Origin of the sequence: Proteus sp. FME41, from assembly GCF_014897315.1 — a bacterium.
In the GTDB taxonomy this organism is placed as follows: domain Bacteria; phylum Pseudomonadota; class Gammaproteobacteria; order Enterobacterales; family Enterobacteriaceae; genus Proteus.
Map to the genome: position 1 here is coordinate 1 of NZ_JABUYL010000031.1, position 25260 is coordinate 25260.

The following is a 25260-nucleotide window of genomic DNA, read 5'->3' on the forward strand; positions in this document are numbered from 1 at the left end:
ATCGTCGGTCAGTGGATGCGCATTATAGGGAGATCTCGGATTAGCGCAAGTGTTTATTTCACTTTTTTTTCTGTTCGTTCTCTTTTTGAACTTCACGTCTATTTTTGATACAAAAAATACTATTTATGCGTAAAAAATATACTTATTATCTTTTCATTGTCTATTCGATATATTCTATCAATTGCGACTTATAGCTTTAATTCACACTTTTATTATGTATTTTTATTTGTAATGCGTGCTGAGCTTATACATAGCAAGCCATTACATTCGTCAATATGCCCTTTCCACTGCTATGCTTTTCTTCTTTAATGAAATGAAATTAAGAACGAGGTTAAATATGAAGAAATCAACAATCCGGAATTACTTAGATCTTTCACCTTCTATAGCTAAAAATGTTTTTATTGATGAAACAGCAACTGTTATTGGTGATGTGCGTATTAGTAAAGACGTCAGTATCTGGCCGATGGTGGTTATTCGTGGTGATGTCAATTATATAAGCATAGGTGAAAGATCAAATATCCAAGACGGTTCCGTTCTTCATGTCACTCATATTTCTCACAATGATCCTGAAGGTTTCCCTCTTATTATTGGTGATAATGTTACTGTTGGGCATAAAGCAATGTTACATGGATGCACAATAGGTAATCGTGTTTTAGTCGGAATGGGTTCTATTTTACTTGATGGTGCAATTATTGAAGACGATATTATGATTGGTGCTGGCAGTTTAGTCCCTCCAGGAAAAAGACTTGAAAGTGGTTTTCTGTATTTAGGTAGTCCTGTTAAAAAGATACGCCCACTCACATCAGCAGAAATAGAACATTTTATCTATTCTGCTAATAATTATGTGGAGTGGAAAAATAATTATTTAGTGACTCATCAATTTGCCATCGATAAAGAATAGATGGGATGAAGGGTTGATAACTCATATTCAGTAGCCAACTCTTCAAATTCTTCTTCAATGTCCCAACGATTTTGTTTAAACAATGAAATTCCATCTCCAATGCCAAAACGCGCAATAAGCTCTTGCTCCGTAATTTGGCAGTCAAAAAGCATTCCGTTGATCATAATAGGAAAAAGAATGCTCTTCTTTTCCGTTAGCCATATTTCACGATCTGGAAATTGAATTGACTGATTCATTGATTCAATTTTTCTCTTAATACAGTGAGAACAGGGTTTATGTCTGGAACAAGTTCATACCATAACTCAAAGGCATAAGCGGCCTGCCCTACAAGCATGCCCAATCCATCGGATAAACGCGTACTTCCATGTTTTAATGCATTATATAAAAAGGACGTCATACCCGCTTGATAATAAAGATCATAGCAAGCTGTTTCAAAGCCATAAATATCATTAGGTACAGATGGCAGATCGTTGGTCATACTCGATGCTGATGCATTTATGATTAAATCGTAGTGCCTATCTGCAACATCTTCAATTGGCATTGCTCTAATCAATCCAAATTGACTAAACTCCTGAGCGAGTTGTTCCGCCTTAGAAAAAGTCCGATTAGTCAGTGTAATATCACAATCATAATCAAGTAATGGAAGCAATATTCCTCTCGTTGCTCCACCAGCACCAATCACCAGAACGGATCCAACTTTCCCTGGCACAATAAAGTCAAGTCTGGCTAGATCCAAAATCAGCCCTTGTCCGTCAGTATTATCACCGAGTAATGTGCCATCCTCCAATTTTCTAATTGAATTAACTGCGCCACATCCTTTTGCTCTATCCGTTAAGTTATCAACAAAACGAAAAGCATCCTCTTTAAAAGGAACAGTGACATTTGCGCCTTGCCCCCCATTCGCAAAAAAATGAGTTGCCGTTTTATCAAATTCACCTAAAGGAATAAGTAACCGACCATAGTCGTACTCTATTCCTGTTTGTTTTGAAAAAAACTGATGAATAAAAGGTGATTGGCTATGCTCGATAGGATTTCCCATCACTAAATATTTTTCCATCACAAGTTATCCTTGTCGGTAGAGTTCGCCCGTTAATGCATCTCGGATTTCAGAAGGATTTTGTCTACCACCGACATCGCCTTCTACAATAGGAATATTATTTTGAAATTGTTCTTTTACTTCCTCAACCGTGCGACATGGAGGTAATCCGCTAAGATTAGCACTAGTAGAAACCAATGGTTTTCCATAAGTTAAACATAGCGCTTTAACTAAAGAGTGATTTGTCACTCTCACTGCTAAAGAAGAAAATTTTCCAGTTAACCATTTTGGTGTTGTTGGTTTTGCAGGAATAACCCATGTTACAGGGCCTGGCCAAGAAGCAAACATTCTTTCTCTTTGTGTTTGCGTTAATGCACTATCATCAATATAAGGTTTTAATTGCTCATAATTATCAGCTATTAAAATTAATCCTTTTTCAATTGACCGTTGTTTTAACTCTAACAATGCCATAACGGCTTGTTCACTATCAGGATCACAACCGATGCCAAATACAGCCTCTGTTGGATATGCGATAACTTTATTATTTTGTAGTGCTTCTATAATAGTATTGCTTACAGGTGATGCTTCATTATTCATGTTCTTCTCTTTTTGTTTGTTGCTTTCCACATAATTTGCTGGCGCACACTAATCTTACTCCCTGAGAAGACCTTTTTTCCATCAATAATAGATAATGACAATACTCACACTCACCATTAATAGGTTTATTATTTAATATAAATTGGCATTCTGGGTATTGATTACAAGCGTAAAATATCTTTCCAAACCGAGACTTACGTTGTAGTAACGTTCCTTTTTCACATTGAGGGCAAGGAATGACAGTCTCATCAGGTTTATCAATCTGTTCTATATGTCCACATTCTGGATAATTGCTACAACCAATAAACATACCAAACTTGCCTTGACGTAAAACTAAATCAGCGCCACAGCGTTTACAAGGTTGCCCTTCTAACACTTTTATAATTTGACCATCACCTTGCGATTTTAGTGTTTTAATATAATGGCATTCTGGGTAGGAAGAACACCCTAAAAAAGGACCATGGCCACCATTTTTCATGACTAATGCATGACCACATTCAGGGCATTTTTCTTGTTCTAGTTGCTGTATAAACGGCATATTCTTTGCCATTGTTGTACCTCATTACACTTATTCCAATCGAGTATAGCCACCAGCCACAATAGCTATTTTTTCAATAAGCTCAAGTTCTAATAAAATAGGCGCTAAGTCAGACGTTGATAATCCACTATCATGAGCAATGATATCAATAGGCACAACTTCGTTAAAACGAAGAAAAGGTAAAATGGTATCAATAGCTTGCTGTTGTATTGAAGTTAACTGAACCAAGGGAGCCTCTATTTGCACCTTCTCTTGAATTTTAGTTGGTTCACTGAGAGTTTGTTCTTTCTGATATTCATCATTAAAAGTAAACCATTGTAATGAGCTATTTAAATAATCTGAAATATCATCTGGTGAAGATGCTAAATTTGCCCCTTGTTTAATAAGTTGGTGATTACCTTCAAAATGTGAATCGCCCAATAACCCAGGTAGAACAAATAATTCTTTACCTTGTTGCAGCGCATAGTTGGCCGTAATCAAGGAACCACTTTTAATTCCAGCCTCAATAATAAGCAATGCCGAACTTAGTCCACTAATAATTCGATTACGTTTAGGAAAATGACGCGCTAAAGGAGGAGTCATTGGTAAATATTCAGAAATCAAAAGGCCAGACTCTTTTATTTGTACAGCAAGGGTGCGATGGAAAGATGGATAAATATGCTCTAAGCCACTTCCCAGTACTGCAATGGTGACACCATTATTTTTTAATACACTTCGATGCCCAATACCATCAATACCTTGTGCTAATCCACTGGTAATAGTGAGCTCTTTCTTTACAAGTTCTTGTGCAAAATAAGTTGCCCATTTAGTGCCATAAGCGGTTGCATTACGGCTACCAATTAGTGCAATTTGTGTGCTTATTAAATGTTTTCGGTTTCCTGCAACAAAAAGCAAAAGTGGTGGCGATGAAATTTGCTTTAATAACGGTGGATAATCTGAATCTGTAATAGTTAATAATGATGATTCATTTTTATCTAACCACTTTAATGTATTATTGATAGTGTCGGCATGGGATCTTAAAAATTGATAACTTTGCTGTTCTGACAGACCACACCCTTTTAATTGTCTATCATTTAATAGTGTTAAAGATTGTAGATACTTTGCAATTTGAACCGCTTTATTAACGGGTAGTCTTGAAACAGCACTAAGTCTTATCCATATTTCTCTGACATCCATGCATTATCCTAATATTGTTTTTAACAAACAGGGTGAGTGCTAAACACACCAAATACTGTCAATCTAGACAATAAATGTCTAGAATAGACGTTAAATCCTATTCACATTTTAGAAACAGTCCGAATAAATTATGGCAGTGTTACACGTATTGCATTATCCAGACGAGCGCCTTCGCACGATTGCAAAGCCAGTCGAAAAAGTTGATGCCGAAATTCAAAAAATTATCGATGATATGTTTGAAACGATGTATTTAGAAGAAGGTATTGGCTTAGCTGCAACACAAGTGGATATCCACCAGCGCATTATCGTCATTGATGTCTCTGAAGCAAGAGACCAAAGACTGGTATTAATAAACCCAGAACTTCTTGATGCCGAGGGAGATACAGGCATAGAAGAAGGCTGTTTATCTATCCCAGAACAGCGTGCTTTTATCCCTCGAGCAGAACATGTAAAGGTAAAAGCCCTTGATTACAATGGCAACCCTTTTGAATTAGAAGCCGATGACTTATTAGCTATCTGTATTCAACATGAAATGGATCATTTGGTTGGTAAACTATTTGTGGATTACTTGTCTCCGTTAAAACGTCAACGTATCCGTCAGAAAGTTGAGAAACTCGATAAGCTAGATAAGAAAAGAACTAAAGCGGGACAGTAACAGTTAAATTGAAACAGGAAGAAAACGTGTCTGATTCATTACGTATTATTTTTGCGGGAACACCCGATTTTGCAGCTCGACATTTAGCTGCATTGTTATCAACTCAACATCATGTGGTAGGGGTACTAACTCCGCCAGATAAACCCGCAGGTAGAGGTAAGAAATTAACCACGAGTCCAGTTAAAGAACTCGCTTTAGCTCATCATATTCCTGTTTATCAACCTGCTTCTTTAAAACCAGAAGAGAACCATGAATGGATCACCGCACAACAAGCAGACATTATGATTGTTGTAGCTTATGGTATGATTTTACCTAAAGCAGTTCTTGAAATACCACGTTTAGGTTGCCTAAATGTACATGGTTCCCTCCTTCCTAAATGGCGGGGTGCAGCCCCTATTCAACGTTCTTTATGGGCAGGTGATAAAGAAACAGGCGTTACTATTATGCAAATGGATATTGGCTTAGATACAGGTGATATGCTGTACAAAGCATCTTGTCCCATTACTGATGAAGATACTAGTGCATCGCTTTATGAAAAACTCGCAGAACTTGGGCCTCAAGCATTGATCACTACACTAGACTTGATTACGGCGAGTAAAATAAAAGCTGAAAAACAAGATGACAATTTAGCCAACTACGCCCAGAAATTATCTAAAGAAGAAGCTAAAATTGATTGGTCATTATCAGCAGATCAAATTGAGCGCTGCATAAGAGCTTTCAACCCATGGCCAATGAGCTTTTTCATGTTAGATGAACAGCCGATAAAAGTATGGAAAGCGCACGTTATTACAGATGATACTAATCAAGTTCCTGGAACTTTATTAAAAGCGGATAAAACCGGTATTTATATTGCAACAGGCAAAGGTGTTTTAAATATCCTCGAATTGCAACCATCAGGTAAAAAACCAATGGCTTCTGCTGATTTCCTAAATTCGAAGCGAGATTCATTCATCCCTGGCAAAATTATTCAATAATAATTCTAAACCCTGATACCAATTATCATTATCAGGGTTTCCTTTTTTCACGCCAATGTAAGACTTCTCTGGCGCTCAATATTAACGTTAACTCATTATGAAAACGTCATACAACTTACGTAGCATTGCAGCAAAAGCAATCAGTCAGGTATTAGACCAAGGCTTATCATTAAGCACCGTTATACCTGAACTACAGAAAAATGTTTCAGACAAAGATAAAGCCTTATTACAAGAACTTTGCTTTGGTGTATTACGAACTTTGCCACAATTAGAATGGATTATTCAGCAACTCATGGATAAACCATTAAAAGGTAAACAGCGAATTTTGCATTACCTTATTATGATCGGCTTATACCAACTTCTTTTTACTCGAATCCCTGCTCACGCAGCGCTAGCCGAAACAGTAAATGGGGCCGTGGCACTAAAAAAACCACAACTTAAAGGGTTAATTAACGGTGTGTTGCGTCAATTTCAACGCCAGCAAGATATCCTCACTGAACGTTTTCAAAATAGTGAAAGTCGTTTTCTACATCCTTCATGGTTACTTACCCGTATCAAACACGCTTACCCTGAACAATGGATGAGTATTGTTGAAGGCAATAACCAAAAACCTCCTATGTGGTTACGTGTTAACCAGCAACACCATTCACGGGAAGAGTATTTGGTATTATTGACAAATAATGAGATTTCAGCCATTGCTGATGACAGCCATCCTTTTGCTATTCGTTTAGAAAATCCATGTAATGTTAACCTTCTTCCAGGATTTGCTGATGGCTGGGTAACAATTCAAGATCGCTCAGCACAGCGCTGTGCTGAATTATTAGCACCAGAAAACAAAGAGCAAATACTCGATTTATGTGCAGCACCTGGTGGTAAGACAACACATATATTAGAAATAGCACCTAAGTCCCAGGTATTAGCAATAGATATTGATGAGCAACGTTTAAAACGTGTACAAGAAAACCTAACACGTTTAAAACTTAATGCTGTCGTCAAAAGTGGTGATGGACGTTATCCAGAACAATGGTGTTCAGGTATGATGTTTGATCGTATTCTTCTTGATGCACCATGTTCAGCAACAGGTGTTATTCGCCGCCATCCTGATATCAAATGGCTCCGCCGTAATGAAGATATTGATCAGCTATCGCAAATTCAAAAAGAGATCCTTCATGCTATCTGGCCATATCTAAAATCAGGTGGCACATTAGTTTATGCAACATGTTCTATTTTACCTGAAGAAAATCAGCAACAAATTGAAGCATTTTTAACATTAACAAAAGATGCACAATGTAGTTATCAACATCAATGCTTACCTGAAGAAAATGGTGGTGATGGCTTCTTTTACGCACTGATCAAGAAAATATGATCCCGTGATAAAAGATGATATCAGATCTAAAAGACGCTACTATTTCAACGCAAGATCATTCAGATCTTGCGTTTCTTTTCTATTTGTTAATCGAATAATCTGAGAAATTACGATGAAAATTATTATTTTAGGCGCAGGTCAAGTCGGTGGTACTCTCGCTGAAAATCTTGTCGGGGAGAATAATGATATTACTGTCGTTGATACCAATGCAGACCGCTTACGCCAACTTCAAGATAAATTCGATTTGCGAGTAGTAAATGGGCATGGCTCTCATCCAAGGATCTTAAGAGAAGCGGGGGCGGAAGATGCAGATATGTTGGTTGCGGTTACTAACTCTGATGAAACAAATATGATAGCGTGCCAAGTTGCCTATACCTTATTTAATACACCAAATAAAGTCGCTCGGATACGTGCATCTGAATTTGTTCGTGAAGCAGATAAGCTGTTTTTGCCTGAAGCTATTCCCATTGATTATTTAATATCACCAGAGCATTTAGTTATTGATTATATTTATAAGCTAATTCAATACCCAGGTGCTTTACAAGTAGTTAATTTCGCAGAAGGCCAAGTCAGTATTGTTGCTGTAAAAGCCTATTATGGTGGCTCTCTTGTGGGTAATGCTTTATCAACATTACGTGACCATATGCCACATATTGATACACGTGTTGCTGCAATTTTTCGTCAAGACAGACCAATCCGTCCTCAAGGCTCTACCATCATCGAAGCAGGCGATGAGGTATTTTTTGTCGTTGCCTCTCAACATATTCGTGCTGTAATGAGTGAATTACAGCGATTAGAAAAACCCTATAAACGCATTATGATTGTGGGTGGCGGTAATGTAGGTGCTGGCTTAGCAGCTAGATTAGAAAAAGATTATAGCGTTAAACTTATTGAGCATAATCAACAACGTGCAACAGAGTTAGCAGAGCTCCTCCATGATACTATTGTCTTTTATGGTGATGCTTCAGATCAAGAGCTTTTGGCAGAAGAGCATATAGAACAAATTGATGTCTTTATTGCCCTCACTAATGATGATGAAGCCAACATTATGTCAGCTATGCTAGCTAAAAAAATGGGGGCAAAAAAAGCAATGGTACTGATCCAGCGTAGTGCTTATGTCGATTTAGTTCAAGGAGGGGTAATTGATATTGCAATCTCACCACAGCAAGCAACTATTTCTGCTCTTTTAGGCCATGTCCGTAAAGCTGATATTGTTAGTGTTTCATCATTACGCCGAGGCGTTGCTGAAGCTATTGAAGCGGTAGCTCATGGTGATGAAAATACGTCAAAGGTTGTTGGTCGCCGTATACAAGATATCAAACTCCCACCGGGAACAATTATCGGTGCAATCGTTAGAAATGAAGATGTCATCATCGCGAATGCAAGCCACTCTATAGAACAGGGCGACCATGTGATTATGTTTATTACTGATAAGAAGTATGTCCCTGATGTTGAGAAGCTTTTCCAGCCTAGCCCATTTTTCTTATAAAGATTACGTATAAATCAGAATAATAGTCATTGTTACTTATAATGGTCTACTATTATCATGTTAGGCACACAATTTTTACATAATAAATCTATAGTTAGACAAATAAGGGGTGGTTATGGCTTTTTTCAAAGAGTTTCGTGAATTTGCAATGAAAGGTAACGTTGTTGACATGGCAGTCGGTGTCATCATTGGTGCAGCATTCGGTAAGATTGTTTCATCATTAGTTGCTGATATTATCATGCCACCATTAGGCTTATTAATTGGCGGCATTGATTTTAAACAGTTCAGCCTAGTTTTAAGAGACGCGAGTGAAGGTATCCCAGCCGTTGTATTAAATTATGGTATGTTTATACAAACTGTTTTTGACTTTGCCATTGTCGCATTTGCTATTTTCTGCGCGATTAAATTAATAAATAAAACACGTCGCCAAGCAGAAGAAGCCCCTAAAGCACCGCCCGCACCTTCTGCAGAAGAAACTTTACTTACAGAAATTCGTGATTTATTAAAAAATCAACAAAAATAAAAACTAAAAGGCCAGTGATAACAATTGAAAAAATCTTTTGTTATCACTGGCCTCCCAGTTACCTTTCTTATTATGTTTTGCTTTTCTCATATAACTGCCTTTTCCTTTCTTATTATTTTCCACTCGCTGTCTAAATAGTGGGTCATGAACAAGAGCTGCTAAAGCATTATCTTTAATAATACCTTTTTGATGCTGATAGTTGCTAGACATAAAAACCTCTTAGATTGTTAAAGAACATAAAACAGAATTCAATGTAGATATTATTGCTTTGTTGCTCCAGATTCAAGTATTTCGAGAATTGAGCAATAGGTACTTTCATGACTACTACCACAACACGCGTTACTTAACATTTTCAATGAGTCACGCATTTTTTTCATTTCATTCAAACGGATTTCAACTTCCGCTAATCTTGCATCAACAATGTGTTTTGACTCTACACAAGTATGATGAGCTGGATCGACTCGGATAGAAAGGAGTTCAGTAATAGCATCCAGTGTAAAACCTAACTCTTTAGCATAGCGAATAAAACGTAATCGTTGTAAATCCTTTTCTGTATAGAGACGATAACCTCCATCAGTTCGCCTATCATGATCCATCAATCCTTGTTTTTCATAAAAACGGATTGTATCTGTTGTCACATTCGCTAATTTTGCAATCTGCCCAATACGATACATGGATCATTTCCTCTCTATTAATTATGAATAAGCATAGCAAATAATCAAAAGAATAGAATTGAAATATAGTGCGAAGATTATCCTATAAGAATAACAGTATACTGGGATAACAAACACTAAATATAATACAACACAATAAATAGGTAAAAAGTAACCTTATAAATAGGAAAACAAGTGTTGTTATATAGACTTTTAATAGACGTAAAAAAACCGGATTAAAAAATCCGGTCTTTTTATTCGCTTCACTAAATAATAATTAAATTATTCAGCTGCTGCTTCTGTTTCAGAATCAGCACGGTCAACAAGCTCAATGTAAGCCATTGGAGCGTTGTCACCAGCACGGAAGCCACACTTCAGAATACGAGTGTAACCACCTGCACGGCTCGCAAAACGCGGACCTAATACTGTAAACAGTTTTGCCACGACTTCGTTATCACGAGTACGGGCGAATGCCAGACGACGATTAGCTACGCTGTCGGTCTTGGCAAGAGTAATCAGCGGCTCAACGACGCGACGCAGTTCTTTCGCTTTAGGCAAAGTTGTCTTGATTATCTCATGACGAACTAAAGAACCTGCCATGTTGCGAAACATAGCCTGACGATGGCTGCTGTTGCGGTTCAATTGACGACCACTCTTACGATGGCGCATGACCTTATCCTTCTCAGTAAAACCTTAACCTGTGATCTTATTCATCAGCGATACTTGCAGGTGGCCAATTCTCAAGGCGCATGCCAAGAGATAAACCACGCGACGCCAGTACGTCTTTAATCTCAGTAAGAGATTTCTTACCGAGGTTAGGCGTCTTAAGTAATTCAACTTCAGTACGCTGTACCAGATCACCGATGTAGTGGATTGCTTCTGCCTTCAGACAGTTAGCAGAGCGGACAGTCAATTCAAGATCGTCTACTGGGCGCAGCAGGATTGGATCGAATTCTGGCTTCTCTTCTTTAACTTCTGGCTGACGAACATCTCGTAAGTCAACAAAAGCTTCAAGCTGTTCGGCCAGGATAGTCGCTGCACGGCGAATCGATTCTTCTGGATCGATAGTACCGTTAGTTTCCATCTCGATTACCAGCTTATCCAAATCGGTACGCTGTTCAACACGAGCTGCTTCCACATTATAAGCAATACGCTCAACTGGGCTATAGCACGCGTCTACTAAAAGGCGACCGATAGGGCGCTCATCTTCTTCCGAATGAATTCGGGCAGAAGCCGGCACATAACCACGACCACGCTGAACTTTGATACGCATATTAATAGATGCGTTTTCGTCTGTAAGGTGGCAGATAACGTGCTGCGGCTTGACGATTTCGACATCACCGTCATGGATGATATCGGCTGCAATAACAGGGCCAATGCCAGATTTGCTCAAAGTAAGAATAACTTCATCTTTACCATGAACTTTTACCGCCAACCCCTTAAGGTTGAGCAGTATTTCTAGGATATCTTCCTGAACACCTTCTTTGGTGCTGTACTCATGCAGTACACCATCAATCTCAACCTCTGTTACCGCACAACCCGGCATAGACGAAAGCAGAATACGGCGCAGTGCGTTACCAAGAGTATGGCCGAAGCCTCGCTCTAATGGCTCAAGGGTCACCTTGGCGTGCGTCGAACTGACTTGCTCGATATCAACCAGGCGCGGTTTTAGAAACTCTGTCACAGAACCCTGCATTGTGTCCTCTCTTTGGTGCTAAGCCTTACTTGGAGTAAAGCTCGACGATCAGGTGCTCGTTAATGTCAGCAGACAAGTCAGTACGTTCAGGAATACGTTTGAACACACCTTCCATCTTAGCAGCATCAACTTCCAGCCATGTTGGCTTTTCACGCTGTTCAGCCAGCTCTAAAGCAGCCTTGATACGAGACTGTTTTTTCGATTTTTCACGAACGCTGACTACGTCATTCGGGGAAACCTGATAAGAAGCAATGTTAACCACGCGACCATTTACCATGATTGCTTTATGGCTAACCATCTGACGTGCTTCTGCGCGAGTTGCGCCAAAGCCCATACGATAAACAACGTTATCCAGACGACCTTCCAGCAGAGTCAGCAGGTTTTCACCTGTGTTGCCTTTCAGACGCGTTGCTTCTTTGTAGTAGTTACGGAATTGACGTTCTAGAACACCGTAAATACGACGTACTTTTTGTTTTTCACGTAACTGAACACCGTAATCAGAAAGACGCGGTTTGCGTGCGCCGTGCTGACCTGGTGCTTGTTCCAGTTTACACTTGGTGTCAATCGCCCGAACGCCAGATTTTAGAAATAAATCTGTACCTTCGCGACGGCTCAGCTTGAGCTTAGGACCCAAATATCTTGCCATTTTCTTTCTCCAACTTTCCTAAAAACGAAAACGTTATTAAACGCGACGTTTTTTCGGTGGACGACAACCGTTATGAGGAATCGGAGTCACATCAGTAATATTAGTGATGCGGAAACCAGCCGCGTTTAATGCACGGATAGTTGACTCACGACCAGGACCTGGTCCTTTAACCATAACTTCCAAGTTCTTAATTCCGTACTCTTTAACAGCTTCAGCGCAACGTTCTGCTGCAACCTGAGCCGCGAACGGAGTAGATTTACGAGAACCACGGAAACCGGAACCACCGGCAGTAGCCCAACCCAATGCGTTACCTTGACGATCGGTAATAGTAACGATTGTGTTGTTGAAAGAAGCATGGATATGAGCCACACCGTCAGAGACTTGTTTTCTTACACGCTTACGTGCACGAACAGGTGCTTTTGCCATTGTTCAAATACCCCGATTATTTCTTGATCGGCTTACGCGGACCCTTACGGGTACGTGCGTTAGTCTTAGTACGCTGACCGCGAACTGGTAGACCACGACGATGACGTAAACCACGGTAAGTACCAAGATCCATCAGACGTTTGATGCTCAGGGTAACTTCACGACGTAGATCACCTTCTACAACGTATTTGGCAACTTCGTCACGTAGCTTGTCGATTTGCTCTTCAGACAGCTCACTGATCTTAACATTTTCAGCAATACCAGCAGCTACACAGATAGCCTGTGAGCGGGTTTTGCCAATGCCGTAAATCGACGTTAACGCGATTACGGTATGTTTATGATCAGGAATGTTAATGCCTGCTATACGGGCCACTATGCACTCCTAAATTAACAATTATACAGTACCATTCTGAAAAGCCCGTTTTCAGGATACTCAAACAATACTGTACATATTATAAAAGATTGGGCTGGCTAATTTAGCCAGCTCAACCGAACTTTGCAAGAAAAAAATGCAATAAATTAGCCTTGACGCTGTTTATGCTTAGGCTCGACGCTGCAAATTACACGCACGTGACCGTGACGTCTAACGATTTTGCAGTTACGGCACATTTTCTTGACGGAAGCACGAACTTTCATTTTTACTCTCCGTAACTTCTAAAACAAATTACTTATCAGTAATTAACCTTTAAGATTTGCTTTTTTCAATGCAGACTCATACTGACTTGACATCAGGAGAGTTTGCACTTGAGCCATAAAATCCATGATGACTACAACCACGATTAAGAGGGAAGTACCGCCAAAATAGAAAGGTACTTTCATTGCATCACGCATGAACTCCGGGATGAGACAGATAAAAGTAATATACAAGGCACCGATTAAGGTTAAACGAGTCATTACTTTATCTATATATTTAGCCGTCTGCTCTCCCGGGCGAATTCCTGGTACAAATGCACCGGACTTCTTCAGGTTATCTGCTGTTTCTCTTGGGTTGAAAACCAACGCCGTATAGAAGAAACAGAAGAAGATGATTGCAGCAGCGTATAGTAACACATAAATAGGTTGACCAGGCTGTAGATTTAACGAAATCGTCGTCAGCCAACCCCACCCTGTACCATCGCCAAACCAAGAGGTTATTGTACCAGGAAACAGGATAATACTTGAAGCAAAAATTGCTGGTATAACACCCGCCATATTTACTTTAAGTGGTAGATGTGTACTTTGTGCCGCGTATATTCTACGCCCTTGTTGACGCTTTGCATAGTTAACAACGATACGACGTTGTCCTCTTTCTACAAAAACAACAAAGAAAGTAACCGCGAACACCAATACTGCAACCAACATTAACAGGAGGAAGTGCAGTTCGCCTTGCCGCGCCTGCTCGATGGTTTGACCAATGGCAGGCGGAAGACCTGCAACGATACCTGCAAAGATAATAATTGAGATACCGTTACCAATACCACGTTCAGTGATTTGCTCACCTAACCACATAAGGAACATTGTTCCCGTGACTAAGCTCACAACAGCCGTAATATAGAATGGTAGACCTGGATTAATTACCAGACCCTGCATTCCTGGCATATTCGGTAAGCCTGTTGCGATACCAATAGATTGGAATATCGCCAGCACCAAAGTACCATAACGGGTATATTGGCTGATCTTACGACGACCGGCCTCCCCTTCCTTCTTAATCTCTGCTAACCGAGGGTTAACCACTGATAAGAGTTGGATAATAATCGATGCCGAAATATAAGGCATGATACCCAGCGCAAAGATAGAAGCACGGCTAAGAGCACCACCAGAGAACATGTTAAACATTTCAATGATGGTGCCTTTTTGCTGATCGAGCAATTTGGCAAGCACAGTGGCATCAATACCAGGGATAGGAATAAAAGAGCCAATCCTAAAGACAATTAGTGCACCAAGAACAAACAAAAGTCTGCGTTTAAGTTCACCAACACCACCTTTAGCACTCTGAAAATCTAAACCTGGTTGTTTAGCCATCTGTCACTTATTCCTCAATTTTACCGCCAGCTGATTCGATTGCTGCACGGGCACCTTTGGTAACACGCAGACCACGAATAGTCACTGCACGGTTAACCTCACCAGATAGAATTAATTTTGCAAATTCAATCTGTGGGCCAACAACGTTTGCGGCTTTCAGTGCATTCAGATCGATTACATCGCCTTCAACATAAGCCAAGTCGGACAAGCGGATTTCCGCAGTCACGAATGATTTACGTGAAGTAAAACCAAATTTTGGTAAACGACGATATAAAGGCATCTGGCCGCCTTCAAAACCACGACGTACGCCACCGCCAGAACGAGACTTCTGACCCTTGTGACCACGTCCGCCAGTTTTACCTAAGCCAGAACCGATACCACGACCTACACGTTTAGGCGCATGCTTGGCACCTTCAGCCGGAGACAGAGTATTTAAACGCATCTCTTACTCCTCAACTTTAACCATATAGGAAACCAAGTTGATCATACCGCGAACTGCTGGTGTATCTTCGCGTTCTACAGTGTGACCGATGCGACGCAGTCCTAAACCAACCATTGTTGCCTTATGTTTTGGCAAACGGCCGATTGTGCTGCGTGTTTGAGTAATTTTAATAGTCTTAGCCATGGTCATTACCCCAGAATTTCTTCAACGGATTTACCACGCTTAGCTGCGACCATATCTGGAGACTTCATGCTATCTAAAGCGTCCAGTGTTGCACGAACCACGTTAATCGGGTTTGTGGAACCATAGGTTTTAGCCAGTACGTTACGAACGCCAGCCACTTCTAGAACTGCACGCATTGCACCACCTGCGATGATACCAGTACCTTCGTGAGCAGGCTGCATAAATACGCGAGATCCTGTGTGGGTACCTTTTACAGGGTGGAACAGAGTACCGTTGTTTAAAGCGACGGTTTTCATATTGCGACGGGCTTTTTCCATCGCTTTCTGGATTGCTGCCGGAACTTCGCGAGCTTTGCCATATCCAAAACCAACGCGGCCATTACCATCACCAACTACTGTAAGAGCGGTGAAGCTAAATATACGACCACCTTTGACGGTTTTAGATACGCGGTTTACCGCGATCAGCTTTTCCTGCAGTTCGCCAGCTTGTTTCTCGATGTGAGCCATCTTACACTCCTACCTTAGAACTGAAGGCCAGCTTCACGGGCAGCATCTGCCAGTGCCTGGACTCGACCATGATATTGGAAACCGGAACGGTCAAATGATACTACTTTGATACCTTTTTCCAGAGCGCGTTCAGCAACGATTTTACCAACTACTGCTGCTGCTTCTTTGTTTCCAGTGTTTTTCAGTTGCTCAATGATGGCTTTTTCTGTAGTAGAAGCGGCCACCAATGTTTCAGAACCGTTTGGTGCAATAACCTGCGCATAAATATGGCGAGGGGTACGGTGTACCACCAGGCGAGTCGCACCCAATTCTTGGAGCTTACGGCGTGCGCGGGTCGCACGACGGATACGAGCTGCTTTCTTATCCATAGTGTTACCTTACTTCTTCTTAGCCTCTTTGATACGCACAACTTCGTCGGCGTAACGAATACCTTTACCTTTATAAGGCTCAGGGCGACGGTAAGCACGCAGTTCAGCTGCTACTTGACCAATCACTTGCTTATCCGCACCTTTCAGTACGATTTCAGTTTGTGTTGGGCATTCAGCTGTGATGCCTGCTGGCAGTTGGTGTTCCACTGGATGTGAAAAACCTACTGATAAGTTAACCGCATTGCCTTTAATAGACGCACGATAACCTACACCTACCAGTTGCAGTTTTTTAGTGAAGCCTTCGGTAACACCTACAACCATAGCATTTAACAGAGAACGAGTAGTACCCGCCTGTGCCCATGCATCAGCAAAACCATCGCGAGGTGCGAAAGTTAACTGGTTGTCAGCATGTTGAATTTCAACTGCATTATGGATAGTACGAGTTAGCTCGCCGTTTTTACCCTTAATCGTAATAACCTGACCGTTGAGTTTAACCTCTACGCCGGCAGGAATGACGACGGGTGCTTTTGCCACACGAGACATTCTTTCCTCCCGAATTAAGCTACGTAGCAGATAATCTCGCCACCAAGACCTGCTTGGCGAGCTGCACGATCAGTCATAACACCTTTTGAGGTAGAAACAACAGCGATGCCCAGTCCTGCCATAACTTGTGGCAGCTCATCTTTTCTTTTATAGATGCGCAGACTTGGACGGCTTACGCGCTGAATGCTTTCTACTACAGCCTTACCTTGGAAATATTTTAAAGTAATTTCCAGTTCTGGCTTAGTGTCGCCTTCAATTTTAAAATCTTCAATATAACCTTCTTCCTTAAGCACGTTGGCAATCGCCACTTTCAGCTTGGAGGAAGGCATTGTGACCGCAACTTTATTCGCGGCCTGACCGTTACGGATACGGGTCAGCATATCCGCGATGGGATCTTGCATGCTCATCTGTCTTTACTCCCGTGATTCAATTATGGTAATTACCAGCTAGCCTTTCTAAGGCCCGGGATTTCACCGCGCATAGCGGCTTCACGGACTTTAATACGGCTGAGGCCAAATTTCCGCAGAAAACCGTGCGGACGTCCAGTTTGACGGCAGCGGTTACGCTGACGTGAAGGACTTGAATCACGTGGCATAGTTTGCAGTTTCAGAACAGCATTCCAACGATCTTCATCAGATACGTTCACATCTGAAACGATAGCTTTCAGTTCTGCGCGTTTTGCGAAGAATTTCTCAGCTAAATTCGCACGTTTTACATCACGTGCTTTCATAGATTTCTTAGCCATGAATGCCCTGCCTTACTTGCGGAACGGGAAGTTAAACGCTGCTAACAGTGCGCGACCTTCATCATCTGATTTCGCAGTCGTAGTAATGGTAATATCCAAACCACGAACACGATCCACTTTATCGTAATCGATTTCAGGGAAGATGATTTGCTCACGTACGCCCATGCTGTAGTTACCACGTCCGTCAAATGACTTAGCGGATAAACCACGGAAGTCACGAATACGAGGTACAGCAATAGAGATCAGGCGTTCAAAGAACTCCCACATGCGTTCGCCACGCAGGGTCACTTTACAGCCGATCGGATAGCCCTGGCGGATTTTGAAGCCTGCAACAGATTTGCGTGCTTTGGTGATCAAAGGTTTTTGACCTGAGATTGCTGCTAAATCAGCTGCTGCATTGTCCAGCAGTTTTTTATCAACAATCGCTTCACCAACACCCATATTCAGGGTGATCTTCTCGACCCGAGGGACTTGCATGACAGAATGGTAACCAAACTGAGACATCAGTTGTTGGACCACCTCGTCTTTGTAGTAATCATGCAGTTTCGCCATCGTATACTCCAAATTACTTGATAGTTTCTTTATTAGACTTGAAGAAACGAACTTTTTTGCCGTCTTCAAATCTAAAACCTACACGGTCAGCCTTACCGGTTGCCGCATTGAAGAGTGCAACGTTAGAAACTTGAATAAAAGCTTCTTTTTCAACGATGCCACCTGGTTGATTCAGAGCCGGAACTGGCTTCTGATGTTTTTTAACCAGATTGATACCTTCAACGATAACTTTACCAGAAGAAAGAACCTGTTTTACTTTACCGCGCTTACCTTTATCTTTACCAGTAAGAACGATAACTTCGTCTTCACGACGGATTTTCGCTGCCATTGCCTGCTCCTTAGAGTACTTCAGGTGCCAGAGAGATTATTTTCATAAACTTCTCATTACGAAGTTCACGAGTAACCGGCCCAAAAATACGCGTACCAATAACTTGCTCGCTGTTGTTGTTTAACAATACACAAGCGTTGCTATCGAAGCGAATGACAGAACCGTCAGGGCGACGAACACCCTTCTTGGTGCGCACCACTACCGCTTTCAGTACATCACCTTTCTTAACTTTACCACGTGGAATTGCTTCCTTGATGGTAATTTTGATGATGTCACCTACATTTGCGTAGCGACGGTGCGAGCCACCTAGAACCTTGATACACATTACGCGACGTGCACCGGAGTTGTCGGCCACGTTCAGCATAGTCTGTTCTTGGATCATTTTAGTGCTCCGCTAAATGTCAACTACTACTGAGCCACTTCCACATTAGAAGAGGCCGTTCAATATCCCATAATACGAGGGAGCGGCATTATAACACCACATTCTCGATATGGACAGAAAAAATAAACGGCTCGTTCATTTTTGAGCCGTTTATTTCGTACGAAAAGGCTATTTTATTACAGAACAGCTTTTTCTACAACGCGAACTAACGCCCAAGACTTAGTCTTAGACAGTGGACGTGTTTGACGAATTTCGACTACGTCACCAATTCCACATTCGTTGTTCTCGTCATGTACATGCAGTTTGGTCGTACGACGGATAAACTTACCATATAATGGGTGTTTAACCATACGATCGATAGCAACGACAATAGATTTTTCCATTTTGTCACTAACTACACGACCTTGCAGAGTACGGATTTTATCGGTCATTACGCACCCGCCTTCTCAGTCAGTAAAGTCTTAACGCGTGCGATATTACGACGCACTTGTTTCAACAGATGAGACTGTTGTAACTGACCACTTGCTGTCTGCATGCGCAGATTAAACTGCTCACGCAGTAAGTTCAGCAGTTCTGTGTTCAGCTCTTCAACGCTCTTTTCGCGCAGCTCTTTTGCTTTCATTACATCACCGTCTTAGTTACAAAGGTGGTTTTGATAGGCAGTTTTGCTGCCGCCAGCTTGAATGCTTCACGGGCCAGTTCTTCAGGCACACCATCCATTTCATACAGGACTTTACCTGGCTGAATTAAGGCAACCCAATACTCAACGTTACCTTTACCTTTACCCATACGGACTTCGAGCGGCTTTTCAGTGATTGGTTTGTCTGGGAACACACGGATCCAGATTTTACCCTGACGCTTAACTGCACGGGTCATTGCACGACGTGCCGCTTCGATCTGACGTGCAGTCAGACGACCACGGCCCACAGCTTTAAGACCGTAAGTCCCGAAGCTTACATCCGCACCAGCAGCTAAGCCACGGTTGCGGCCTTTGTGCACTTTACGGAATTTTGTACGCTTTGGTTGTAACATCAGCGACTCTCCTTACTTGCGGCCTTTACGCTGCTGCTTTTTAGGTTGAGCTGCCGGTTGTTTTTCCGCCAGTTCAACTGCAGCCATACCACCCAGGATCTCACCTTTGAAGATCCATACCTTAACGCCGAGCACACCATAAGTGGTTTGTGCTTCTGAGGTATTGTAGTCGATATCTGCACGCAAAGTGTGCAGAGGTACTCGACCTTCACGATACCATTCAGTACGAGCGATTTCAGCGCCACCTAAGCGACCACTTACTTCCACTTTAATACCTTTAGCGCCCAAACGCATTGCGTTCTGTACTGCACGCTTCATAGCACGACGGAACATAACACGACGTTCCAGCTGTGAAGTGATGCTGTCAGCAACTAATTTTGCGTCTAGTTCAGGTTTACGTACTTCGGCGATATTAATTTGCGCAGGAACGCCAGCGATATCCGCTACGTGCTTACGCAGTTTTTCAACATCTTCACCTTTCTTACCGATAACGATGCCTGGACGAGCAGTGTGAATAGTCACACGGATGCTTTTCGCAGGACGTTCGATAACGATACGAGATACAGATGCTTTAGCCAGTTCTTTAGTTAAGTACTGACGTACTTTAAAGTCGCTGTCTAGGTTGTCAGCGAATTCATTGGTACCCGCATACCATGTGGAATTCCAAGGCTTGACAATGCCAAGGCGGATACCATTAGGATGTACTTTTTGACCCATTGCTAGTCTCCAGAGTCTCAGCGATCAGACACAACCACAGTGATGTGGCTGGTGCGCTTCAGAATACGATCTGCACGGCCTTTTGCACGAGGCATAATGCGCTTCATAGAAGGACCTTCGTCAACAAAGATCTTAGCTACTTTCAGATCATCAATGTCAGCGCCATCGTTGTGTTCTGCATTAGCAATAGCAGACTCTAGTACTTTTTTCACTAAACCAGCAGCTTTCTTGTTGGTAAAGGTTAAAATTTCCAGAGCTTGCGACACTTTCTTACCGCGAATCAGGTCTGCTACTAAGCGAACCTTCTGAGCAGAAGAACGAGCGTGGCGATGCATAGCGATAGTTTCCATCTCTTCCTCCTACCTTATTTTTTCTTAGCCTTTTTATCGGCTGCATGACCGCGATAAGTACGGGTCGGCGCGAATTCACCCAGTTTATGACCAACCATTTCGTCGGAAACGTAAACTGGAACATGCTGACGACCATTATGGACAGCGATGGTCAAACCGATCATGTTAGGAAAGATCGTTGAACGACGGGACCAAGTCTTAACAGGCTTTTTGTCACCGCTTTCCACCGCTTTCTCTACCTTCTTCAGCAAGTGCAGGTCAATGAAAGGACCTTTCTTGAGAGAACGTGGCATGGCTTATCCTCTAATTATTTCTTAGTACGACGATGAACGATGAAATGTTCAGTGCGTTTGTTTTTACGGGTCTTCTTACCTTTAGTTTGAACGCCCCAAGGTGTTACAGGGTGTTTACCAAAGTTACGACCTTCACCACCACCATGTGGGTGATCGACTGGGTTCATCGCAGTACCGCGAACGGTAGGACGAATACCACGCCAGCGACTTGCACCAGCTTTACCCAGAACGCGTAACATGTGCTCAGAGTTGCCAACTTCACCGATAGTTGCACGGCAATCAGAAGGAACTTTACGCATTTCACCAGAACGCAGACGAATAGTGACATATGCACCATCACGAGCAACGATCTGAACGTAAGTACCTGCTGAACGAGCTAACTGACCACCTTTACCTGGTTTCATTTCTACGTTATGAACTGTAGAACCAACCGGGATATTACGCATTGGTAAGGTGTTACCCGCTTTGATAGCAGCATCAACGCCAGACTGAACTTTATCACCCGCTTTCAGGCCTTTTGGAGCCAGAATGTAGCGACGTTCACCATCAGCATACAACACTAATGCGATGTTAGCTGAACGGTTTGGATCATATTCCAGACGTTCTACTGTTGCAGGGATACCATCTTTGTTGCGTTTAAAGTCAACAATACGGTAAGCCTGTTTGTGACCACCACCAATATGACGGGTAGTGATACGACCATTGTTGTTACGACCACCGGACTTGCTGTTTTTTTCCAGCAATGGCGCATAAGGTTTCCCTTTATGCAGCTCAGGGTTTACCACTTTAACTACGTGGCGACGGCCCGGAGACGTAGGTTTACATTTAACAATTGCCATTGTTCTTTACTCCTCCGACTTACTCAGCGCCGCCGACGAAGTCCAGATTCTGGCCTTCCTTCAGGGTGACGTAAGCTTTTTTCCAGTCGCTACGACGACCAATACGCTGACCGTGACGTTTCACTTTGCCTTTCATCAGCAGAGTGTTAACACTTTCAACTTCGACTTCAAACAGTTTTTGTACAGCTGCTTTAATCTCTGCTTTGGTCGCGTCTTTAGCAACTTTGAGAACGATGGTGTTTGATTTTTCCATCGCGATAGAAGCTTTTTCAGATACATGCGGCGCGCGCAGTACTTTCAGCAGACGTTCTTCACGGATCATGCCAGCATCTCCTCAACTTGCTTCACAGCGTCAGCCGTCATGACGACTTTGTCGAAGGCGATTAAGCTAACAGGGTCGATTGTTGCTGCATCACGTACATCAACTTTATATAAGTTGCGTGCTGCTAAATACAGATTTTCATCTACATCAGCAGTAATGATCAGAACATCAACCAGAGCCATATCTTTCAGTTTCTGTGCTAAAAGCTTAGTTTTAGGCGCTTCAACAGAAAAATTCTCTACGACGATCAGACGATCTTGACGTACCAGCTCAGACAGAATGCTCTTCAGAGCACCACGGTACATCTTTTTGTTTACTTTTTGACTGTGGTCCTGTGGTTTAGCTGCAAAGCTAACACCACCAGAGCGCCAAATTGGGCTCTTGATTGAACCTGCACGTGCACGACCTGTACCTTTCTGGCGCCATGGCTTTTTGCCTGAACCAGAAACTTCAGCACGGGTTTTCTGAGCACGAGTACCTTGACGAGCACCAGCAGCGTATGCAACGACTACTTGATGCACAAGCGCTTCGTTAAAGTCACGCCCGAAGGTAGTTTCGGAAACAGTCAGCGCGCCTTGCGCGTCTTTCATTACCAATTCCATTCCTATCTCCTCGACGTTACGCCTTGACAGCTGGTTTAACGATCAGGTCACTGCCAGTTGCACCTGGAACAGCACCTTTGACCAGCAGCAGGTTGCGCTCAGCGTCAACACGTACTACTTCCAGGCTCTGAACGGTAACTTGTTCGTTACCCAGTTGACCTGCCATTTTCTTGCCTTTAAACACCTTACCCGGAGTCTGGTTCTGACCGATAGAACCCGGAACACGGTGAGACAAGGAGTTACCATGGGTAGCATCTTGAGTACGGAAGTTCCAGCGCTTTACAGTACCAGCAAAACCTTTACCTTTAGATGTTCCAGTAACGTCGACTTTTTTAACGTCAGCGAAAATTTCCACGCTAATACTTTGACCTACAGTGTATTCTTCGCCTTCGTTCAGACGGAATTCACGTAGTAAGCGACCAGCTTCAACGCCAGCTTTAGCAAAATGCCCTGCTTCAGGTTTCAGTACACGGTTAGCTTTTTTGCTACCAGTAGTCACCTGAATGGCACGATAACCGTCTTTCTCAAGATCTCTGACCTGAGTTACACGGTTGTTTTCAATTTCGATAACGGTTACAGGGATTGAAACGCCATCTTCAGTGAAGATACGCGTCATTCCTACTTTTTTACCGACTAAACCAATCATTGTTTCAACCTCTCAATCGCTTGATGACCTGATTAACCTAGGCTGATCTGCACGTCTACGCCGGCAGCCAGATCCAGACGCATCAGAGCATCAACGGTTTTCTCGGTTGGCTCAACGATGTCAACCAGACGTTTGTGAGTGCGAATTTCATACTGATCACGCGCATCTTTATTAACGTGCGGAGAAATCAACACTGTGAAACGCTCTTTGCGAGTCGGCAGTGGGATTGGACCACGAACTTGCGCACCAGTGCGCTTAGCAGTCTCTACGATTTCCGCAGTTGATTGATCAATCAAACGATGATCAAAAGCTTTCAGGCGGATACGGATTCTTTGGTTCTGCATGAGACCAGAGCTCCAACTATTTTTTATAAACGTAAATGATCACTACTCGTACCCATTCCGATTGATGAGAGAGTGTAATCGTTCTGCATATAACTCCCCAATTGGGAGTATTATATTTAATGCAATATAAAATCTGCATTAGCTGATTAATCAGCCCCACTAAATCAGTGAGCCTGCGCATTATACTTGCCTGAGCGATGAAATCAAGCCGAGAATAAAAAATCATCGATAAAAATGAATTTTTTATTTTCAGAATAAAAAAAGCAAAGGCAATAAAGATTGTCTTTGCTTTAGATTTATTCTGCAAATAGCACTCAAAAGAGAAAATAGCTCTTCTTACTTATGCACGTTGCCAATATTACGCCTCAATAATTTGAGCCTGTAAATAATTTTGAAGCCCCATACGTTCGATTAACTCAAGTTGAGTTTCAATCCAATCAATATGTCCTTCTTCGTCAGTAAGAATTTCTAACATCAGATCTCGACTGACATAGTCATGAATTGAATCTGCATAAGCTATCGCTTCACGTAAATCTTTTGCACCACCAAGTTCCAACTCAAGATCAGAACGCAGCATCTCTTCAACATCTTCACCAATGTTTAATTTGCCCAAATCTTGTAAGTTAGGAAGTCCCTCAAGAAATAAAATACGCTCAATATATTTATCAGCATGCTTCATTTCATCGATTGATTCGTGATATTCCATTTCATTGAGGCGAGTTAGCCCCCAATTTTTAAACATACGGGCATGCAGGAAATACTGATTAATTGCAACAAGCTCACCACCTAATAATTTATTAAGGTGGGCTATCATTTTTTTATCACCTTTCATTTTTTGCTCCTTTGCTTCCAGTCTTTTCAGTGTAGACCTTTTAGCCAAAGAGGAGAGAAAGGAAATTTAAAATCTGTTATGCAACTTCAGAAATTTGAGGATAAAGGGTGACTTGCTCATTCTCAATAAGATGGCGAGCCTGACGGATACATTTACCACAGCAACTTCCGACAGGAAGAATTTGGCGTAATTCATTGATAGTACGGATTTGATGTTTGTGAACCGTAGAGATAATTTTTTTATCACTTATGCCATGACAAAGACATACATACATTTTAACAACCTCATTTACCACTCGCATAACGAATACTAAATGATAATTATTATGATTTCAATTTCTATTTATTTAGCTTAAATCTATTCACTAAAAATAAAGAATTTATGCAGTATTAAGAGAGGTAAAAAGGAGAGAATTTGTCTAAATTGAAAGTACCGTTATTCAAAATATAAAAAGGGCATCGATTGATGCCCTTCTCTTAGAAAATTACGCGAGTAATTAACTTAATACTTTAGCAACAACGCCCGCACCTACTGTACGGCCACCTTCACGGATAGCG

General features: G+C 41.9%; 43 protein-coding genes. 6 read left to right on the plus strand and 37 right to left on the minus strand.

What is annotated here, in order from left to right:
- Positions 1 to 337 precede the first annotated feature (337 nt).
- Complete coding sequence (locus tag INT04_RS17945; RefSeq protein WP_193017449.1) at positions 338 to 901, plus strand: gamma carbonic anhydrase family protein; 564 nt, start codon at positions 338 to 340, stop codon at positions 899 to 901.
- Here the strand turns inward: INT04_RS17945 and INT04_RS17950 are convergent.
- The 5 genes from INT04_RS17950 to dprA are packed head-to-tail and all read right to left on the minus strand — an operon-like array spanning position 877 to position 4248.
- Positions 877 to 1137 carry a DUF1488 family protein gene (locus INT04_RS17950; protein WP_193017450.1) on the minus strand — a complete coding sequence of 87 codons (261 nt, stop codon included), beginning with the start codon at positions 1135 to 1137 and terminating at the stop codon, positions 877 to 879. The two genes, INT04_RS17945 and INT04_RS17950, sit on opposite strands and share 25 nt — an antisense overlap.
- A complete protein-coding gene (gene aroE, locus INT04_RS17955; protein WP_193017451.1) occupies positions 1134 to 1958 on the minus strand; it encodes a shikimate dehydrogenase in 825 nt (274 codons plus the stop codon). The genes INT04_RS17950 and aroE overlap by 4 nt, the downstream gene beginning before the upstream one ends.
- A gap of 6 nt (positions 1959 to 1964) precedes the next feature.
- Positions 1965 to 2534, minus strand: coding sequence for an L-threonylcarbamoyladenylate synthase type 1 TsaC (tsaC, locus tag INT04_RS17960; RefSeq protein WP_193017452.1), 570 nt, complete (start codon positions 2532 to 2534; stop codon positions 1965 to 1967).
- A complete protein-coding gene (locus INT04_RS17965; protein WP_193017453.1) occupies positions 2527 to 3084 on the minus strand; it encodes a topoisomerase DNA-binding C4 zinc finger domain-containing protein in 558 nt (185 codons plus the stop codon). The genes tsaC and INT04_RS17965 overlap by 8 nt, the downstream gene beginning before the upstream one ends.
- Positions 3085 to 3102: 18 nt before the next feature.
- On the minus strand, positions 3103 to 4248 hold the full coding sequence (gene dprA, locus INT04_RS17970) for a DNA-processing protein DprA (RefSeq protein WP_193017454.1): 1146 nt from the start codon (positions 4246 to 4248) through the stop codon (positions 3103 to 3105).
- A gap of 130 nt (positions 4249 to 4378) precedes the next feature.
- Here dprA and def point away from each other — a divergent pair, with 130 nt between their 5' ends.
- From def to mscL, 5 genes are all read left to right on the plus strand, one after another.
- Entirely contained in the window at positions 4379 to 4903 is a 525-nt protein-coding gene (def, locus tag INT04_RS17975; RefSeq protein WP_193017455.1) for a peptide deformylase, read from the plus strand.
- Between the two features lie 26 nt (positions 4904 to 4929).
- Positions 4930 to 5877, plus strand: coding sequence for a methionyl-tRNA formyltransferase (fmt, locus tag INT04_RS17980; RefSeq protein ID WP_193017456.1), 948 nt, complete (start codon positions 4930 to 4932; stop codon positions 5875 to 5877).
- 97 nt (positions 5878 to 5974) lie between these two features.
- Positions 5975 to 7243, plus strand: coding sequence for a 16S rRNA (cytosine(967)-C(5))-methyltransferase RsmB (gene rsmB, locus INT04_RS17985; RefSeq protein WP_193017457.1), 1269 nt, complete (start codon positions 5975 to 5977; stop codon positions 7241 to 7243).
- Between the two features lie 112 nt (positions 7244 to 7355).
- On the plus strand, positions 7356 to 8732 hold the full coding sequence (trkA, locus tag INT04_RS17990; RefSeq protein WP_193017458.1) for a Trk system potassium transporter TrkA: 1377 nt from the start codon (positions 7356 to 7358) through the stop codon (positions 8730 to 8732).
- A gap of 115 nt (positions 8733 to 8847) precedes the next feature.
- Positions 8848 to 9255 carry a large-conductance mechanosensitive channel protein MscL gene (gene mscL, locus INT04_RS17995; protein ID WP_193017459.1) on the plus strand — a complete coding sequence of 136 codons (408 nt, stop codon included), beginning with the start codon at positions 8848 to 8850 and terminating at the stop codon, positions 9253 to 9255.
- A gap of 3 nt (positions 9256 to 9258) precedes the next feature.
- Here mscL and INT04_RS18000 read toward each other — a convergent pair whose 3' ends face one another.
- From INT04_RS18000 to bfd, 32 genes are all read right to left on the minus strand, one after another.
- Positions 9259 to 9465 (minus strand): alternative ribosome-rescue factor A, encoded by a 207-nt coding sequence (locus INT04_RS18000; RefSeq protein WP_193017460.1) that lies wholly within the window; start codon positions 9463 to 9465, stop codon positions 9259 to 9261.
- Between the two features lie 50 nt (positions 9466 to 9515).
- Positions 9516 to 9929, minus strand: coding sequence for a Zn(2+)-responsive transcriptional regulator (gene zntR / locus INT04_RS18005; RefSeq protein ID WP_193017461.1), 414 nt, complete (start codon positions 9927 to 9929; stop codon positions 9516 to 9518).
- Positions 9930 to 10190: 261 nt separating this feature from the next.
- Positions 10191 to 10577, minus strand: coding sequence for a 50S ribosomal protein L17 (gene rplQ / locus INT04_RS18010; protein WP_004246940.1), 387 nt, complete (start codon positions 10575 to 10577; stop codon positions 10191 to 10193).
- A 37-nt stretch (positions 10578 to 10614) separates the two neighbouring features.
- A complete protein-coding gene (locus INT04_RS18015; protein WP_006535513.1) occupies positions 10615 to 11604 on the minus strand; it encodes a DNA-directed RNA polymerase subunit alpha in 990 nt (329 codons plus the stop codon).
- A 25-nt stretch (positions 11605 to 11629) separates the two neighbouring features.
- Entirely contained in the window at positions 11630 to 12250 is a 621-nt protein-coding gene (gene rpsD, locus INT04_RS18020) for a 30S ribosomal protein S4 (protein WP_004246942.1), read from the minus strand.
- Positions 12251 to 12286: 36 nt separating this feature from the next.
- The gene (rpsK, locus tag INT04_RS18025; protein WP_004388621.1) at positions 12287 to 12676 is read right to left on the minus strand and encodes a 30S ribosomal protein S11; all 390 of its coding nucleotides are present in this window, start codon (positions 12674 to 12676) and stop codon (positions 12287 to 12289) included.
- A gap of 16 nt (positions 12677 to 12692) precedes the next feature.
- Positions 12693 to 13049, minus strand: a complete 357-nt coding sequence (gene rpsM / locus INT04_RS18030; RefSeq protein WP_036914623.1) for a 30S ribosomal protein S13 — start codon at positions 13047 to 13049, stop codon at positions 12693 to 12695.
- Positions 13050 to 13195: 146 nt separating this feature from the next.
- On the minus strand, positions 13196 to 13312 hold the full coding sequence (gene rpmJ, locus INT04_RS18035; protein WP_071788572.1) for a 50S ribosomal protein L36: 117 nt from the start codon (positions 13310 to 13312) through the stop codon (positions 13196 to 13198).
- A 42-nt stretch (positions 13313 to 13354) separates the two neighbouring features.
- Positions 13355 to 14677, minus strand: coding sequence for a preprotein translocase subunit SecY (gene secY / locus INT04_RS18040; protein ID WP_193017462.1), 1323 nt, complete (start codon positions 14675 to 14677; stop codon positions 13355 to 13357).
- A 7-nt stretch (positions 14678 to 14684) separates the two neighbouring features.
- The gene (gene rplO, locus INT04_RS18045) at positions 14685 to 15119 is read right to left on the minus strand and encodes a 50S ribosomal protein L15 (protein ID WP_004246944.1); all 435 of its coding nucleotides are present in this window, start codon (positions 15117 to 15119) and stop codon (positions 14685 to 14687) included.
- Between the two features lie 3 nt (positions 15120 to 15122).
- Entirely contained in the window at positions 15123 to 15302 is a 180-nt protein-coding gene (rpmD, locus tag INT04_RS18050; RefSeq protein ID WP_193017463.1) for a 50S ribosomal protein L30, read from the minus strand.
- A 5-nt stretch (positions 15303 to 15307) separates the two neighbouring features.
- Positions 15308 to 15808 (minus strand): 30S ribosomal protein S5, encoded by a 501-nt coding sequence (gene rpsE, locus INT04_RS18055; RefSeq protein WP_023583472.1) that lies wholly within the window; start codon positions 15806 to 15808, stop codon positions 15308 to 15310.
- 14 nt (positions 15809 to 15822) lie between these two features.
- Positions 15823 to 16176 carry a 50S ribosomal protein L18 gene (gene rplR, locus INT04_RS18060; protein ID WP_023583471.1) on the minus strand — a complete coding sequence of 118 codons (354 nt, stop codon included), beginning with the start codon at positions 16174 to 16176 and terminating at the stop codon, positions 15823 to 15825.
- 9 nt (positions 16177 to 16185) lie between these two features.
- Positions 16186 to 16719, minus strand: a complete 534-nt coding sequence (rplF, locus tag INT04_RS18065; protein ID WP_036933221.1) for a 50S ribosomal protein L6 — start codon at positions 16717 to 16719, stop codon at positions 16186 to 16188.
- Positions 16720 to 16733: 14 nt separating this feature from the next.
- Positions 16734 to 17126, minus strand: coding sequence for a 30S ribosomal protein S8 (gene rpsH, locus INT04_RS18070; protein WP_004246950.1), 393 nt, complete (start codon positions 17124 to 17126; stop codon positions 16734 to 16736).
- Between the two features lie 32 nt (positions 17127 to 17158).
- The gene (gene rpsN, locus INT04_RS18075; protein WP_006535503.1) at positions 17159 to 17464 is read right to left on the minus strand and encodes a 30S ribosomal protein S14; all 306 of its coding nucleotides are present in this window, start codon (positions 17462 to 17464) and stop codon (positions 17159 to 17161) included.
- A 12-nt stretch (positions 17465 to 17476) separates the two neighbouring features.
- Positions 17477 to 18016: a 50S ribosomal protein L5 gene (rplE, locus tag INT04_RS18080; RefSeq protein WP_075674041.1), complete on the minus strand. Its 540-nt coding sequence runs from the start codon at positions 18014 to 18016 to the stop codon at positions 17477 to 17479.
- A 13-nt stretch (positions 18017 to 18029) separates the two neighbouring features.
- Positions 18030 to 18344, minus strand: a complete 315-nt coding sequence (gene rplX, locus INT04_RS18085) for a 50S ribosomal protein L24 (protein WP_193017464.1) — start codon at positions 18342 to 18344, stop codon at positions 18030 to 18032.
- Positions 18345 to 18354: 10 nt separating this feature from the next.
- Positions 18355 to 18726, minus strand: a complete 372-nt coding sequence (gene rplN / locus INT04_RS18090; protein WP_047961675.1) for a 50S ribosomal protein L14 — start codon at positions 18724 to 18726, stop codon at positions 18355 to 18357.
- Between the two features lie 176 nt (positions 18727 to 18902).
- Positions 18903 to 19157, minus strand: coding sequence for a 30S ribosomal protein S17 (gene rpsQ / locus INT04_RS18095; protein ID WP_023583468.1), 255 nt, complete (start codon positions 19155 to 19157; stop codon positions 18903 to 18905).
- Positions 19157 to 19348: a 50S ribosomal protein L29 gene (gene rpmC / locus INT04_RS18100; protein WP_064718511.1), complete on the minus strand. Its 192-nt coding sequence runs from the start codon at positions 19346 to 19348 to the stop codon at positions 19157 to 19159. The genes rpsQ and rpmC overlap by 1 nt, the downstream gene beginning before the upstream one ends.
- Positions 19348 to 19758 carry a 50S ribosomal protein L16 gene (rplP, locus tag INT04_RS18105; RefSeq protein WP_006535500.1) on the minus strand — a complete coding sequence of 137 codons (411 nt, stop codon included), beginning with the start codon at positions 19756 to 19758 and terminating at the stop codon, positions 19348 to 19350. The genes rpmC and rplP overlap by 1 nt, the downstream gene beginning before the upstream one ends.
- Before the next feature lie 12 nt (positions 19759 to 19770).
- Positions 19771 to 20475 (minus strand): 30S ribosomal protein S3, encoded by a 705-nt coding sequence (gene rpsC / locus INT04_RS18110; protein WP_166539175.1) that lies wholly within the window; start codon positions 20473 to 20475, stop codon positions 19771 to 19773.
- 17 nt (positions 20476 to 20492) lie between these two features.
- Complete coding sequence (gene rplV / locus INT04_RS18115; protein WP_006535498.1) at positions 20493 to 20825, minus strand: 50S ribosomal protein L22; 333 nt, start codon at positions 20823 to 20825, stop codon at positions 20493 to 20495.
- Between the two features lie 14 nt (positions 20826 to 20839).
- Positions 20840 to 21118 (minus strand): 30S ribosomal protein S19, encoded by a 279-nt coding sequence (gene rpsS / locus INT04_RS18120; protein WP_004246960.1) that lies wholly within the window; start codon positions 21116 to 21118, stop codon positions 20840 to 20842.
- Between the two features lie 14 nt (positions 21119 to 21132).
- Positions 21133 to 21957 carry a 50S ribosomal protein L2 gene (gene rplB, locus INT04_RS18125; RefSeq protein ID WP_006535497.1) on the minus strand — a complete coding sequence of 275 codons (825 nt, stop codon included), beginning with the start codon at positions 21955 to 21957 and terminating at the stop codon, positions 21133 to 21135.
- A gap of 19 nt (positions 21958 to 21976) precedes the next feature.
- Complete coding sequence (rplW, locus tag INT04_RS18130) at positions 21977 to 22279, minus strand: 50S ribosomal protein L23 (protein ID WP_004246962.1); 303 nt, start codon at positions 22277 to 22279, stop codon at positions 21977 to 21979.
- Positions 22276 to 22881, minus strand: a complete 606-nt coding sequence (rplD, locus tag INT04_RS18135; RefSeq protein WP_193017465.1) for a 50S ribosomal protein L4 — start codon at positions 22879 to 22881, stop codon at positions 22276 to 22278. The genes rplW and rplD overlap by 4 nt, the downstream gene beginning before the upstream one ends.
- Positions 22882 to 22897: 16 nt before the next feature.
- Positions 22898 to 23527: a 50S ribosomal protein L3 gene (gene rplC, locus INT04_RS18140; protein WP_023583465.1), complete on the minus strand. Its 630-nt coding sequence runs from the start codon at positions 23525 to 23527 to the stop codon at positions 22898 to 22900.
- A gap of 32 nt (positions 23528 to 23559) precedes the next feature.
- Positions 23560 to 23871: a 30S ribosomal protein S10 gene (rpsJ, locus tag INT04_RS18145; RefSeq protein ID WP_001181005.1), complete on the minus strand. Its 312-nt coding sequence runs from the start codon at positions 23869 to 23871 to the stop codon at positions 23560 to 23562.
- Between the two features lie 358 nt (positions 23872 to 24229).
- Entirely contained in the window at positions 24230 to 24703 is a 474-nt protein-coding gene (gene bfr, locus INT04_RS18150; RefSeq protein ID WP_193017466.1) for a bacterioferritin, read from the minus strand.
- Between the two features lie 76 nt (positions 24704 to 24779).
- Positions 24780 to 24977: a bacterioferritin-associated ferredoxin gene (gene bfd, locus INT04_RS18155; RefSeq protein WP_193017467.1), complete on the minus strand. Its 198-nt coding sequence runs from the start codon at positions 24975 to 24977 to the stop codon at positions 24780 to 24782.
- Positions 24978 to 25260 lie beyond the last annotated feature (283 nt).